Raw genomic sequence first — 13,584 nt, forward strand, 5'->3', positions numbered from 1 at the left:
TTAAACAGTTTCCTTAGATTTTTCTTTGGATTTATAAGCTTTTAAAAGCATTTCTTGACCATCATAAACTTCGATTGTCGCATTACCATAAAACACAATAAGGTCTTCGGTTTTAGAATTTAATTTGTTATTGAAAGTCCCAGCGTGATAAAAAATTGCCTTAATGGATTTGCTGACTTGTTGGTTTTTAAAATCGTCGATATCAAAACTATTTTCTAAACTCCCAATTAAATAACCTTTATGCTCTATAATCGCTTTGTACTTTTTTGGAAGTTTGATTTTTTCAGCAACTAAATCTGGAATTAAATAAGAAGCAAAAGCATCTTGATAATGATAATATTTTCGATTGTCAAGTTTTATTTCATCCTGTTCTTGGTCTGTTAAACTAAATTTTTCGGCGTTTGACTTCGAGTAAAAATCAACTTGACTGTCTTTTTTCATTGCTAAATAATCCGTGAAAAAGAAATTGACACCGTGATAGCTTGGCGCTAAAAATTTTGTAAGATTTGTTTTGTCAACAATGCCGAAAATGCCGTTGTGACCAAAAGCCGAATATCGATTTTGTGAGAATCCAAAAGTGAAAACGCTCAACAATATTAGTAACAGAAATTTTCTCATAAAAATGTTTTTAGCTTTCCGAAGATAATATTTTAGTTTTTAATAAAATTTTCTTCCACAAAAAAACCTCAGAATTTCTGAGGTTTTTGTTATTGTATTTTTAAATGAGAGACGATAATTTTGTGATGGTCACAATCTTCAAAACATATTCCGTTGGCTTTCCAATACGGATTTTTTGCTTCAAGAATCGGAACTTTGTGATGATGTAGATTTTCCAAAATTTGATCATATTCTGATTGTGAAGTTGGATAAAAAACCAAAATGTCATCGTCGTCAAAAACAGCTTTTGAAGCGTCGTTGCTTTGCGTTAATTCTAGATGCCAGTTTTCATTTCGCTTTCCTAAAAATACACCGTCATAATTATCATGATTTTTAAAACTTCCCAAAACTTCAAAACCTAAAATGCTAGAGTAGAAATGGCTTAGTTTTTCAATATTTGAGGTATGTCTAGCGATGCGAAATATCATTTTTTAAACTAAATAAAATTGGTCAAGTTTTTCTTCGCACAAAGTTTTGACAACATTAATCCATTGGTCTTCGTCGTTAAGACAAGGTATGTAATGGAAACTTTCGCCACCAGCATGCAAAAATTCTTCTTTGCCCTCCACCGAAATTTCTTCTAAAGTCTCCAAACAATCCGAAACAAAAGCGGGACAAACAATGGCTAAATTCTTAACCCCTTTTTTCGGCAGATTTTCCAAAGTTTCATCGGTATAAGGTTCAATCCATTTGTCTTTCCCCAAACGCGATTGAAAACTCACAATAACCTTCTCTTTTGGAATACCCAATTTCTCAATTACCGATTCAGTCGTTTTGTAACATTGATGACGGTAACAAAATTGATGACTCGGATTGTTTTCTCTTTGGCAGCAATCGTTTAAGTTACAGGTTTTAGTCGGGTCGGTTTTGTAAATATGTCTTTCGGGAACGCCGTGATAGGAAAACTGAAGTGCGTCGAAGTGTTCTGGTAGTTTTTCCTTGATGCTTTCCGCTAAACAGTGAATGTAGATTTCACGATTATAAAAAGGCTGAACATAATTGATTTTTACATTCGGAAAAAATTTCTTGCGAACGCTTTCTGCTTTTTCGATTACCGTTTCTGTTGTGCTCATCGCATATTGCGGATATAGCGGAAACAAAACAATCTCCGAAATACCTTGATCAACCAATTTTTGAATGCCCGTTTCGATGCTTGGTTCTGCGTAACGCATTCCAATTTCTACAGGAACATCAATCAGCTTTTGAAGTTTGCTTTTTATCTGTTCTGTAATAACAATAAGTGGAGAACCTTGCTCCGTCCAAACCGTTTTGTAAGCTTCGGCAGACTTTGCAGGTCGCGTTTTCAGGATAATACCTTGTACCAAAAGCGCACGGCCAATCCAGCGATAATCGATAACACGTTCGTCCATCAAGAATTCGTCGAGATAGTCTTTGACATCTGCGACAGAAGTTGACTTAGGAGAACCTAAATTAACAAGTAAAATCCCTTTTTTGTTTGTGTTTTTTGGAGGTATATTATTGGTAATCAATTTTTTTTGTATTAAAAAGTTTTTTGAATTTATTTTAAATTTTAGCCGTTAACCGCTTCAACTTTATCCACTAAATCAGGAACAAATTGTTTTAAAATATTTTCGATACCGTTTTTAAGCGTTGCTGTTGAAGAAGGACATCCGCTACAAGCACCTTGCAGAAGCATTTTTGCTGTTTTGCTATCTTCATCATATTCCATAAGTGAGATTTTTCCACCATCATTTTCTACAGCTGGCGCAACGTATTCCATAAGGATGTTACTAATTTTTTGTTCGTTGTCTGTATAATCTCTATCAAGAATTTTCTGAACTGGATTTTCGTGTGGATGCGGTTCTACATTAGAAATTTCGCCGCCGCCTTGTAGATAATCTGCAACTTTAGAACGTACTTGCGTCATAATCTGATGCCACTCGTATTGGTTATCTTTAGTCACGCCAACAAAGTTGTCACTAATGAAAACTTCTTTTACAAAATCAAATTCGTCGAAAAGTGCTTTTGCTAAAGGAACAAACTCTGCGTCTTGTACATTTTTGCATTCTAAAAAGCCATCCATAAGCATTTTGTTAGAAACGAATTTCATAACATTTGGGTTGGGCGTCATTTCAGAATAGATCTGGTACAATTCTTTTTTCTTTTGAAGGTAAATTCTTGGGTTTGCAAGAAGTTCGTCTTCGATAACGTTTTTAAGATTTTCGGCTACATGTTCCCATTCTACGCTGTCTTCTTTGGCAACTGCGATAAAGTTAGCCGTGATAAAAATACGGTTAACAAAAGGATAGTTGAACAATTCTTGCGCTAATGGGATTTCCGAAATGTCGGAATCTCTATCGAGTTCTAAAGAGCCTGGAATAAGGTTGTAATCTGCTACAAACTTTAGGACTTTAGGATTTTCTGTTGGTTCTATTAAAATTTGTCTCATAGACTGGATTTTTCTTATGCAAAAATATCGTAATTTGGTGGAAGAAAAAAATGTAAGAATGCTTAAGAATTCTGTGTTGGCTTGAGGAATAGGACTTTAGAGGTTATTTGAATTTTCTATCAGACTTATGGCTTATCGAAGCACAAAATTCTAGCCCCGATTGCAGCGGCATCCTTTTGTGGTGGCGGCCGTGCGAAGCGAGGTCGCCACCACAAAAGATACAGCGGAAAGCGGGAATAGCTTCTAAAAAAAATTAAAATTAAATAATGGCAATAGTTAGAGAACTTCTAGGAAAAACGCCCAAAATGGGGGAGAACACGTGGTTGGCTGAGACTGCAACGGTAATTGGTGATGTGGAAATGGGAAGCGATTGTAGCGTTTGGTACAATGCGGTGATTCGTGGAGATGTTAATTCCATAAAAATCGGTAACAAAGTTAATATTCAGGACAACGCGATGGTGCATTGCACGTATCAAAAAAGTGCGACAGAAATTGGAAACAACGTTTCCATCGGCCATAATGCGATTGTGCACGGATGTACATTGAAAGATAATGTCCTAATTGGGATGGGCGCAATTGTGATGGACGATTGTGTGGTAGAAAGTAATTCGATTGTGGCAGCAGGTGCTGTTGTTACGGCAAATACACACATCGGCGAAGGCGAAATCTGGGCTGGCGTTCCTGCTAAAAAAGTGAAGGATGTTTCGCAACAGTTAATAGAAGGCGAAATCAACAGAATTGCCAACAACTATATGAAATATTCGGGTTGGTATAAAGAATAAAATATGCTGAAAATAATCTCGGACTTCTGGAGTGTTCTTAAAGAAAGCTTTAGCGAGTGGATGAAGTCGTCTGCGAGCAAAGACAGTGCGAGTATTGCTTATTATGCGATTTTCTCGCTTCCCGGATTGCTGATTATTGTGATTTGGATTGCGGGAAATTTTTATGGTGAAGAAGCGATTCGTGGCGAAATTACCGCTCAGTTCCGTGGAATCATGGGGAATGATGTTGCTTCTAGTATCGAAAGTATTATTACTAGCGCTGTCATTGATAAACAAAATATCTGGATGAAAACTTTGGGTGTCGGTACTTTAATTTTTGGTGCAACGACATTGTTTTTCCAAATGCAGGCGTCACTTAATCAACTTTGGGACATCGAATCTGCACCAAAACGTGCTTGGCAAAAATTTTTGTTAGACCGCGCCAATTCTTTGGGAATGATTCTCGTTATCACGTTTTTGCTTTTGATAAGTATGGTTTTATCCTCACTTTTGGGACTAGCTAATAATCTTATAACTAGTTATTTTGGAATTGAAACCTACATTTTGATGCAAATATCCAATTTTGTGTTGGGGTTTTTGGTGGTAACTTTGTTATTCGCTTTTATGTTTAAAGTTTTGCCCGACGTCGAAATCTCTTGGAAGTCCGTTTGGATGGGCGCTGTGGTAACCGCTTTGTTATTTAATATTGGGAAGATGTTGCTGAGTTTATATTTTGATTTGTTTAAGCCAACTTCTGTTTTTGGCGCTGCTGGGACGGTCATTCTTATTATGATGTGGGTTAATTATAGTTGTCAAATCGTCTTTTTTGGTGCAGAGTTTACAAAAGTCTATGCATACAAAAAAGGACATTATATAAAACCTTCAAAGTTCGCAAAATGGAATGCCGAAAAACGATTGCGCGACCAGGAAAACAGTATTATTATTCCAACTGAAGAATCTGAATCTTAGTTTTCTTCTTTTTAAACTAAATTTTTTCTTTACTAAATCAGCTTTGTGAATCTTTGTTGAAATTCATTTTAAAATTTAAAATAGGATTAAAAGCCTTGGCATATTTTTCGCTACTTGGTTAAGCCTATTACTATTTGTAGCAAAATGATATTTGATGTGACAAATAGTCAAACTAAATAACAACTTTTTATAATGAATGGATTACAACATTTTCTAATATTATGCTCGGGTGCGAATGTTCATATTTTGAAGAAAACGCCCTCGGAATGGAATAAATTTGCAGGTATTGGTGGTATCGTTTTGTTTACCGCAATTTTTGCAACTTTGTCTGCTGGCTATGCTATATTTACGGTTTTTGATGACTATTGGATTGCTGCAGGATTTGGACTTTTGTGGGGTTTGATGATTTTTAATCTCGACCGATATATCGTGTCATCGATTAAGAAAACAGTCGGTTGGTGGCATCAATTGTTGATGACTTTGCCGCGTTTGGCTTTGGCGACTTTTCTCGGGATTATCATTGCAAAACCTTTGGAACTTAAGATTTTTGAAAAGGAAGTTAACAAGCAACTTAATACGATTATTCAACGGAATAAAAAACAATTACAAGCCGAAATGAAGAGTCGTATTCTTCAACAATCTGAGCCTTTTGATGCTGAGAAAAAGGAAATTAATGATAAAATTGCAGCTTATAAAGTTTCGTATGATTCGGCTGCGGTAGAATTGGAAAAAGAGATTCTCGGTACTAAAACTGGACTTACCAGCGGTAAAGAAGGTTATGGACCAAATGCTAAACGTAAAGCCGAACTGAAAGAGCAACGTCGACAAGATTTAGAAAATTATCAAAAACAAGTTGCGCCACGTTTGGAATATCTCGACAAAGAAGTGTCAAAAGTCTATACCAACCTAGAGACTGAAAGAAAAAGCACCGAAACTTTTGAAGATAAATTTAATGGTTTTGCGGCGCGATTACAAGCTTTGGACGAGTTGGGCAAAAACTCGGCAATCATTGCTCTAGCAGCGAGTTTTATCATGGGAATGTTTATCTGTCTCGAGACTTCTCCAGTTTTGATTAAGCTAATTTCCAATGTTGGTCCTTATGATTATCTTTTAGAAAAAACCGAACATTCTTTTAAAGTTTATGCAAAAGAAAAAATTGCAAAAGGTGATATGAGTACTGAACATCGCCTGAAGGTTTTCGAACGAGATTTAGATAAAGAAGAATAAACTTAAATATTAGATGTTTTAAAATAGATTTCATTTATTGGAATCTATTTTTTTTGAGCTTTTATTTTATCTTAATGTTAAATATGAAAAAAATCTTTTTTCGTATTTGATTATTTCTATATTTTTGCGAAAACTAATTTCTATGAAACTTATTACCAGTACTCTCCTCGTTCTTCTGGGGAGTCTAAGCGCGAAGCTTTCTGCGCAAAATCAATTTATCGGTCAGATTATGTTTGTACCTTACAATTTTGCACCTCAAGGTTGGCATGATTGCGATGGCGCTCTTTTACAAATTTCTCAGAATACCGCATTGTTTTCTTTACTAGGGACAACTTATGGAGGAAACGGTATGACTAATTTCGCATTGCCTAATGCACAAGGGCGCGTGATTATTGATGATGGACAAGGCGCAGGTCTTAGTGATTATTATATAGGACAAACAGGTGGCACAGAAAGTGTCACACTTTCCATCGCAGAAATGCCAACACATACACATCAACTGATGGGTACGGCAGAAGTGGCTAATCAGAATAAACCAAATGCTGCTTATCCTGCAAAGACAAAGACGCTTGACAAAGAATATTCAACATCTACACTTGGTGCAGATGAGGTTATTATGAAATCTACTGCTGTTAGTGCCGTTGGAGGCAATCAAGCACACGAGAATCGTATGCCTTCTTTGGCTTTAAAATGCATTATTTCTCTACAAGGTGTTTTTCCAGCAAGACCATAAAAACTTTTACCATGAATAAATTTAAAAAACTATCTATCATTGCGTTGTTAATGATAGGTATCAAAGGCTTTTCGCAAAACGTGCCCTTGATTGGCCAAATCATATGGGTGCCATATAATGTTGTTCCAAAAAACTGGGCGCCTTGTGATGGAAGATTGTTGAACATTAGCCAAAATACTGCTTTATTTAGTTTGCTAGGTACACAATTTGGTGGCAATGGTATGTCCAATTTTGCTTTACCCGATATGAGAGGACGTACTATAATGGGAGATGGTCCTAACTATGTAGTTGGTACACAAGTTGGGGTTCCCTGGGTGACCTTAACTCCCAATGAATTACCAACGCATAACCATAATCTTACTGCTGTCAAAGTAAAAGGTGACTCTTCTACTCCTGTAGGAAATCGTATGGCAGATACTTTAGCAGGCGATCCAGAATACTCGAATGCGGCTGCAGATACTACAATGTCAAATAATATGTTGTCAGGTTCAGGAGCTTCTCAACCACATAACAATATGCAGCCTTATACGACATTAAAATGTATTATCGCACTACAAGGTATTTATCCGTCACGTAATTAATTTCAAATAACTAAACCATGAAAAATAAATTTTTAATACTAGGTATTTTGCTTGCTTTTATAGCAGGTAATACTAAACTAAAAGCACAAGGCGGAGATGATGCTTATCTGGGACAAATGCTATATGTCGCATTTACTTTTGCACCGCAAGGTTGGGCAGACTGTAACGGTCAACTAATGTCTATAAATGAAAACTCTGCTTTATATAGTTTGATAGGAACAACTTATGGTGGCGATGGTGTGACGACCTTTGCATTGCCTAATGTACAAAGTCGCGTGTTGATTGGCGATGGTACTTCTACTACTAGTGGTGCTAATTATGTATTAGGACAATCTGCTGGCACAGAAAAGGAAACTTTAACAATAAATCAAATGCCTTTGCATAATCATCAAATTAATGCTGTTAGTAGTGTAGGTAGTCAAAATCTTCCTACTAATGCTTTACCGTCTGATAGTCAAGTTTTGGATAAAAAGTATGCGACAAGTGGGACCTTAGCACCAATGAGTAATCTTTCTGTTAAAACTGCGGGAGGTAATCAGCCACATGATAACATCCAGCCCTACATTACTTTTAAGTGTATTATTGCTACTCAAGGTATTTATCCATCACAAAACTAAAAACACTAAGATTATGAAAACTAAAATACTACTGTCTTTGTGCTTGGGATTTGGATTATCTAAGGCACAAACAATTAATTATAAAGGTTGTTACAATCTATTTAATAACCAAGATTTTGTTTTGACTAAAACCGGCACGGATACTTACGGTAAAGGCATCTATATTACAACGCCTGTTACAGGCGATCAACCTTGCGGAGGACTTGGGATTTGCGAATTCAAAATCCAATGGAATAATACCAATACGAGATGGGAATTTCTGGCTGACCAAGGTGATGGCGATTTTGTCGATCCTTATGTCATTTTTTATAATGCTACAGGAAGCTCTTCAGCTGTCAATCCACCAAGCAATACCACAGGAGAATGGTTAGAGAATACTGCGATAACCCAAGGTGAATGTGGCGGAAGCATGTCTGGCGCTAATTCTACAATGACCGGAGATGTCCATACTTCAACATTGGCTTTATCAGATTTTAATAAAAATAAATTTAAGATTTACCCAAATCCAGTTAAAGACGTCTTGAATATTATTGCTGATGAACAATTAAATTCAATATCGATTTATGATACTGCAGGAAGATTAGTCGTTTCGGAAAAGTCTAAATTAAACATTAATGTTTCAAAACTTTCAAAAGGTTTGTACATCATAAAAATTGAAACAAAAGATTCTAAAAATCACGAAATTAAATTTATTAAAGAATAGAAACTTCTATTTTTAAAAAAAGAAAATCCGACTTGGTTAGCTGAGTCGGATTTTTGCATTGCTAAGTTTTCTGAATTCTCGATACAAAATCTTGCAGAATTTTACAAGAATTGACGCTATGAATATAGATCCGACATCTTAATGTTTTATCTCGGAAGTCAATATTTAATTCAAAAAAAAATTAAAAAATTAATTGGTGCCCAAAGTCAAAATAAGAGCGTCTGTTACACTTTTCTGCGAATAATATTTAGCTGAACAAACATTTGATCTCAAAGTGTAATTTCCTTTATCGATGATAAATTGGTTTTTACTGTTTTTAGAAACTGGAAGATGGTAAATTTTGTTTCCTCCAGATTGTGTTAGACGGACAATAATATTGCAATTCGAAGTATTGGTAATGACAGCGGCAGTTTGCTTTTGTTTTGGATCGGCGTCGTTGAGTAGGTAGGTGAGGACTTTCGCAGTTTCGTCATTTTTATTGATTTGATCTTTCGCGATAAGATCAGCAAACTCGCGACTTTCGTTGGTAGAGGAAGTTATACCCGAATTTGGACGATAGATAGCAACTGACGGAATCACGTCACATCCGACTAATGACAACAGTAATACTACAAGAAAATAGTTTTTTATTTTAAACATGAATTTTAAAAATAATTTTAATTTCTAGAGTTTTTAAAAGTAAATTCTCTAAAAAAATATGAAATTTAAAATTACAGAAATATGTTTTATTTTAAATCAAATTTCATTTAAAAAAGTTTTCTCCTAAAAAAAGCTGCCACAAAGGACAGCTTAATAGTTTTATCTAAATCTTTAGTTTTACAAAGAATAGTTAGGTGCTTCTTGTGTGATGATAACATCGTGTGGATGCGATTCTTTAAGACCGCTTCCTGTAATCATCACCATTTTAGAATCTTTTTGAAGTGTTTCAATATCTTTAGCACCGCAATAACCCATGCCAGCACGTAGTCCACCGGTCAATTGGAAAATAACATCCTCCAATTTTCCTTTGTAAGGTACACGTCCTTCGATACCTTCTGGAACGAATTTTTTAGCTTCACTTTGGAAGTAACGCTCTTTACCACCACGCTTCATCGCAGAAAGACTTCCCATACCTTGATAAGATTTGAAAGTTCTACCTTGGAAGATGATTTCTTCGCCTGGCGCTTCTTCGGTACCAGCCAAAAGAGAACCCAACATCACAGCACTTGCTCCACTAGCAATCGCTTTTACGATGTCGCCAGAAAGTTTGATACCGCCATCAGCAATAACCGCAACATTTTTCTTTTTAGCATATTCGTAAACGTTATATATTGCAGAAAGTTGAGGTACGCCGACACCCGCTACAACACGTGTTGTACAAATCGATCCTGGACCAACACCAACTTTTAGAACATTAGCGCCAGCTTTTATCAAATCTTTTGCAGCTTCGGCAGTTACGATGTTTCCGCCAACGATGTCTAGGTTAGGATAAGCTTTTTTAATTTCAGAAATTTTATCAAGAACACCTTTAGAATGTCCATGGGCAGAGTCAATCGCCACAATGTCAACGCCTGCAGCAACTAGTGCCTTAACGCGATCCATCGTGTCTTCGCCAACGCCAACACCCGCTCCAACGATTAGTCGCCCGTTTTCGTCTTTGTTAGCATTAGGATATTCCATTTGGTTGTCGATATCTTTAATAGTAATCAATCCAACCAATTTATTTTTCTTGTCAACGATCGGTAGTTTTTCAACACGATTTTTAAGAAGAATCTCTTTAGCTTTTTCTAAGTTGGTATCTTTGTCAGAGGTGATCAGATTTTCGATTGTCATAATCTCAGCGACTTTCATATCAAGGTTTTCCTGATATTTAACATCACGGTTTGTGATAATACCAACTAAGATTCCGTCAGCATCAACAACTGGAAGTCCAGAGATTTTGTATTTAGACATCAAGTCTTTGGCTTGTCCCAAAGTATGATCTTTTGACAAGGTTACGGGATCGGAAATCATGCCGTTTTCTGAACGTTTTACACGATTAACTTGTGCAGCTTGTTCAGCAATTGTCATGTTTTTGTGAATAAATCCTAAACCACCCACTCTTGCCAAAGCAATTGCTAAATCTGCTTCTGTAACTGTATCCATCGCTGCAGAAACGATTGGCGCATTAAGCGTGATTTTGTCTGTAAGTCTAGATTTTAAAGATACCTGATTCGGTAAAACTTCTGAGTAAGAAGGGATGAGAAGAACATCATCAAAAGTGATGGCTTGTTCAACAATTTTGTTATGAATAGACATTTTTACTTTCTTGCAAAATTAAAGCTTTTTAATGAATCCTGAAAATCAGGAAATTGATATTAACTAAATTTAATTTTTGTCTTTTCTATTGCTTGAAAATCAATTTGTTAATTCTTTTAGCGCAAGTCCCAACGGTTCTCTATTCCCAAAGTATTGTAGATTATCTTGAGGTGATATTTAACCGTATTCTCCGAAATATAGAGCTCAGCACCGATTTCTTTATTGGTTTTGCCGAGTTTTACAAGTTCGATAATTTCAAGTTGTCTATCGGTGAGATTGGTATTTTTAAAGTCAGAATCTTCGGTTTCATTTTTTGAATTAAATAAAATCTCATCTAGTTTTTTTCTGATTTCTAAATTCTCAGATTCAACTTCAAGACGTTTTTTTTTATTTTTAAATAAAGTAATTCCTAAATAGCCTAAAATGCCGAGAACAATTACAAATCCAACAATTACTAATAGTTGTTTCTTTTGTTGTGCTTCGTATTCTTTTCTTAGGTAGTCGGATGTTAGTTTCTTTTCGAGTTCGATAAGTTTTAGGCTATTAATATTGATTAAAGTATTGTCGTCTTCTTTGAGATTGTCCGCAATTTCGCGATAATATTTTGCTTTTTCGAGGTTGTTTTGATGGGTGTAAAATTCCCACATATTGATAGCTAGATTCTTTATATATAGATCTGTTTTATATTTTTCTGCATAATACATTGCTTTTCGAAAAGCTTCTTCAACTTTTTCTGGTTGATTGAGTTTTTGGTACAGAAACATTTTCTTACCATAAATATTGGGTAAATCTTTAGGACTTACTTTTTCGTAAATACTAATTGCATTATTAATTTTGTCATTGGCATCACCGTAGTTACCATCGATAATTTCAATAATGGCTAAGGCAGAAAGATAAAGACCTTTTGTTTCTTCATCGATTAATGATAAGTCGATGTTTTTGTTATCATTTATCATTTCCCGAATTTTCTCAAATCGTTGTAAGTCGAAAATGATAAAGAATTTTTCAATAGCGATCTTAGAATTTACTTCTTTTACTTTATCGGTTTTTAAGCCTTCTTCTAACGCGTAGTTGAGGTTGCCATAAGCTTCGTTAAAGTTGTATATCCTTTTATATGTCAAAGATTTTTGTAGATAAGCATTGTATTTTTCGTAATGTGAAGACTTTGGATTGTAAAGAACTTCATAGATTTTTATAATACTTTGTTCGTACTCATGCTTGTTATTAAGGACATATATTTCGTCATTGAATTTTTTCAGATTCCCATTTTGGGCAGAAATAAAACAACTAAAGACTAATAGAATAAGGATATATAAAGTTTTCATCTAATTAAAAAAAAAATTATGAAAGGCTCTATTGTAAACTTTCACGAAGATTCCAGCGGTTTTCGATACCGAGATTGCTGTATATAATTTTGAGGTGATATTTAACTGTATTTTCAGAAATGTAAAGTTTTTCGCCAATTTCTTTATTTGTTTTTCCGAGTTTTACAAGGTTCACAATATCTATTTGTCGATCTGTAAGGTTGTAATTGGCAAGATTTATTTTGTCTTCACCTTGCTCATTCACTTCACTTGTAAGTTTTTCGAGTTCGGTGCGAATACGGTTGTTTTCGCGAAGGATAAGCTTATTTTTTTCTCTGTTAGATTGATATAACTTAACAACAACCACTAAAAAAGCTAGCAAAATAGCGGATGCAAAAGCGAGGATGTATTTAATTTTTTTTTGGTAATCGAGTTCTATATTTTTTCTTTTGTTCAAAAGGTTTCTTTCGAGAACAGATAATTTTCCATTTTGAAATGCAGCATTATATCTAGCTGAGATTTCGACACCCTGATTCTCGTAGAGATAAGCATTTTTATAATCTTCGAAAGTCAGAAAAAAATGGCTCATCGTGTAATATAAAGATATTTTGTAGATATCCATATTGTATTTTTCAGCATAATAGATCCCTTTATCAAAGGCGTTTTGCGCTAGGTTTCTATCTTGAAGATGTTCTGAAAGTCCAATGATTTTGGTGTATATAAGTGGAAGATGTTTTGGGCTTTTCCGTTCCAAAATGCCAATCGCATCCTCCAAAGTCAACTGTGCGGCATTGTAATTTTTATTGATGATTTGTAGGACAGCGACCGCACTTAGGTAGAAAGCTTGCGTCTCGGCATCTAGCAAATCAATATTTTTTTTGGATAAATCTTTAATAAGTTTTTCGGCTTTATCGAAGTTTCGTAAGTCGAATTCTACAAACATCTTTTCCGTTAAAACACGAACTTCTGCTTCTTCAACAAAGTCTGTATCTTTCGCTTCCTCAAAAGCTAAATCTAGGTTTTCTAGAACTTCTGGATAATTGTAAAGTCTTTTAAAAGTTAAAGCTTTTTGAAGGTAAGCATTGTAACGTTCGTAGTTTTGGGATTTTTTATTGTGAAGGATTTCTTCAAGTTTAATGATAGACTCTTCGTATTTGTAGGCGTCGTTAAGTTGTGAAATCTCTTTATTAAGCGCTTCAGAATTTATCTGTTGCGCTTTCGTGTTGAGATAGAGACAAAAAAATATTAAAACGAATAGAAATTTATTCATTTAGTAAATTCTCGGATTAGTTTAGTTTTTGAACACGGGGATAATTCCAGAATTGTGAAATTATTCGCTAAAATA

At 35.1% G+C, this 13,584-nt stretch carries 15 protein-coding genes; 7 read left to right on the plus strand and 8 right to left on the minus strand.

The features are described from left to right. From AC23MB_RS02245 to AC23MB_RS02260, 4 genes are all read right to left on the minus strand, one after another. The gene (locus tag AC23MB_RS02245; RefSeq protein WP_487786428.1) at positions 1-618 is read right to left on the minus strand and encodes a hypothetical protein; all 618 of its coding nucleotides are present in this window, start codon (positions 616-618) and stop codon (positions 1-3) included. An 89-nt stretch (positions 619-707) separates the two neighbouring features. Next, the gene (locus AC23MB_RS02250) at positions 708-1,085 is read right to left on the minus strand and encodes a VOC family protein (RefSeq protein WP_487786429.1); all 378 of its coding nucleotides are present in this window, start codon (positions 1,083-1,085) and stop codon (positions 708-710) included. Between the two features lie 3 nt (positions 1,086-1,088). Further along, entirely contained in the window at positions 1,089-2,147 is a 1,059-nt protein-coding gene (gene hemH / locus AC23MB_RS02255) for a ferrochelatase (RefSeq protein WP_487786430.1), read from the minus strand. A gap of 41 nt (positions 2,148-2,188) precedes the next feature. Continuing rightward, on the minus strand, positions 2,189-3,067 hold the full coding sequence (locus tag AC23MB_RS02260) for a NifU family protein (RefSeq protein ID WP_487786431.1): 879 nt from the start codon (positions 3,065-3,067) through the stop codon (positions 2,189-2,191). 266 nt (positions 3,068-3,333) lie between these two features. On the opposite strand from AC23MB_RS02260, the gene AC23MB_RS02265 reads away from it, so the two are divergent. From AC23MB_RS02265 to AC23MB_RS02295, 7 genes are all read left to right on the plus strand, one after another. After that, entirely contained in the window at positions 3,334-3,849 is a 516-nt protein-coding gene (locus AC23MB_RS02265) for a gamma carbonic anhydrase family protein (RefSeq protein ID WP_079666678.1), read from the plus strand. Positions 3,850-3,852: 3 nt separating this feature from the next. Beyond that, entirely contained in the window at positions 3,853-4,797 is a 945-nt protein-coding gene (locus tag AC23MB_RS02270; protein ID WP_487786432.1) for a YihY/virulence factor BrkB family protein, read from the plus strand. A gap of 192 nt (positions 4,798-4,989) precedes the next feature. Continuing rightward, positions 4,990-6,024, plus strand: coding sequence for a DUF4407 domain-containing protein (locus AC23MB_RS02275; RefSeq protein WP_487786433.1), 1,035 nt, complete (start codon positions 4,990-4,992; stop codon positions 6,022-6,024). A 142-nt stretch (positions 6,025-6,166) separates the two neighbouring features. After that, positions 6,167-6,757 (plus strand): phage tail protein, encoded by a 591-nt coding sequence (locus AC23MB_RS02280; protein ID WP_374330906.1) that lies wholly within the window; start codon positions 6,167-6,169, stop codon positions 6,755-6,757. Between the two features lie 86 nt (positions 6,758-6,843). Continuing rightward, complete coding sequence (locus tag AC23MB_RS02285) at positions 6,844-7,338, plus strand: phage tail protein (protein WP_487786434.1); 495 nt, start codon at positions 6,844-6,846, stop codon at positions 7,336-7,338. 47 nt (positions 7,339-7,385) lie between these two features. Continuing rightward, positions 7,386-7,955 (plus strand): phage tail protein, encoded by a 570-nt coding sequence (locus tag AC23MB_RS02290; protein ID WP_487786435.1) that lies wholly within the window; start codon positions 7,386-7,388, stop codon positions 7,953-7,955. Between the two features lie 13 nt (positions 7,956-7,968). After that, positions 7,969-8,658 (plus strand): T9SS type A sorting domain-containing protein, encoded by a 690-nt coding sequence (locus AC23MB_RS02295; RefSeq protein ID WP_487786436.1) that lies wholly within the window; start codon positions 7,969-7,971, stop codon positions 8,656-8,658. A gap of 189 nt (positions 8,659-8,847) precedes the next feature. On the opposite strand, the gene AC23MB_RS02300 is transcribed toward AC23MB_RS02295, so the two are convergent. The 4 genes from AC23MB_RS02300 to AC23MB_RS02315 form a co-directional block, all read right to left on the minus strand. Beyond that, positions 8,848-9,297, minus strand: coding sequence for a DUF6759 domain-containing protein (locus tag AC23MB_RS02300; RefSeq protein WP_487786437.1), 450 nt, complete (start codon positions 9,295-9,297; stop codon positions 8,848-8,850). Between the two features lie 177 nt (positions 9,298-9,474). Beyond that, positions 9,475-10,935 (minus strand): IMP dehydrogenase, encoded by a 1,461-nt coding sequence (gene guaB, locus AC23MB_RS02305; RefSeq protein ID WP_312324596.1) that lies wholly within the window; start codon positions 10,933-10,935, stop codon positions 9,475-9,477. Positions 10,936-11,051: 116 nt separating this feature from the next. Further along, positions 11,052-12,260: a response regulator transcription factor gene (locus tag AC23MB_RS02310; RefSeq protein ID WP_487786438.1), complete on the minus strand. Its 1,209-nt coding sequence runs from the start codon at positions 12,258-12,260 to the stop codon at positions 11,052-11,054. 28 nt (positions 12,261-12,288) lie between these two features. Continuing rightward, positions 12,289-13,509 carry a response regulator transcription factor gene (locus tag AC23MB_RS02315; RefSeq protein ID WP_313026791.1) on the minus strand — a complete coding sequence of 407 codons (1,221 nt, stop codon included), beginning with the start codon at positions 13,507-13,509 and terminating at the stop codon, positions 12,289-12,291. Between the last annotated feature and the right edge of the window lie 75 nt (positions 13,510-13,584).

The sequence above is a fragment of the Soonwooa sp. T0.1_25 genome (assembly GCF_057652215.1).

What these genes read in the sequence shown, in the direction of transcription:
- AC23MB_RS02265 (WP_079666678.1), top strand. Translation starts at nt 3,334, where the DNA reads ATGGCAATAGTTAGAGAACTTCTAGGAAAAACGCCCAAAATGGGGGAG.
- AC23MB_RS02270 (WP_487786432.1), top strand. Translation starts at nt 3,853, where the DNA reads ATGCTGAAAATAATCTCGGACTTCTGGAGTGTTCTTAAAGAAAGCTTT.
- AC23MB_RS02275 (WP_487786433.1), top strand. Translation starts at nt 4,990, where the DNA reads ATGAATGGATTACAACATTTTCTAATATTATGCTCGGGTGCGAATGTT.
- AC23MB_RS02315 (WP_313026791.1), bottom strand. Translation starts at nt 13,509, where the DNA reads ATGAATAAATTTCTATTCGTTTTAATATTTTTTTGTCTCTATCTCAAC.
- AC23MB_RS02260 (WP_487786431.1), bottom strand. Translation starts at nt 3,067, where the DNA reads ATGAGACAAATTTTAATAGAACCAACAGAAAATCCTAAAGTCCTAAAG.
- AC23MB_RS02245 (WP_487786428.1), bottom strand. Translation starts at nt 618, where the DNA reads ATGAGAAAATTTCTGTTACTAATATTGTTGAGCGTTTTCACTTTTGGA.
- AC23MB_RS02300 (WP_487786437.1), bottom strand. Translation starts at nt 9,297, where the DNA reads ATGTTTAAAATAAAAAACTATTTTCTTGTAGTATTACTGTTGTCATTA.
- AC23MB_RS02280 (WP_374330906.1), top strand. Translation starts at nt 6,167, where the DNA reads ATGAAACTTATTACCAGTACTCTCCTCGTTCTTCTGGGGAGTCTAAGC.
- AC23MB_RS02310 (WP_487786438.1), bottom strand. Translation starts at nt 12,260, where the DNA reads ATGAAAACTTTATATATCCTTATTCTATTAGTCTTTAGTTGTTTTATT.
- AC23MB_RS02295 (WP_487786436.1), top strand. Translation starts at nt 7,969, where the DNA reads ATGAAAACTAAAATACTACTGTCTTTGTGCTTGGGATTTGGATTATCT.
- guaB (WP_312324596.1), bottom strand. Translation starts at nt 10,935, where the DNA reads ATGTCTATTCATAACAAAATTGTTGAACAAGCCATCACTTTTGATGAT.
- AC23MB_RS02250 (WP_487786429.1), bottom strand. Translation starts at nt 1,085, where the DNA reads ATGATATTTCGCATCGCTAGACATACCTCAAATATTGAAAAACTAAGC.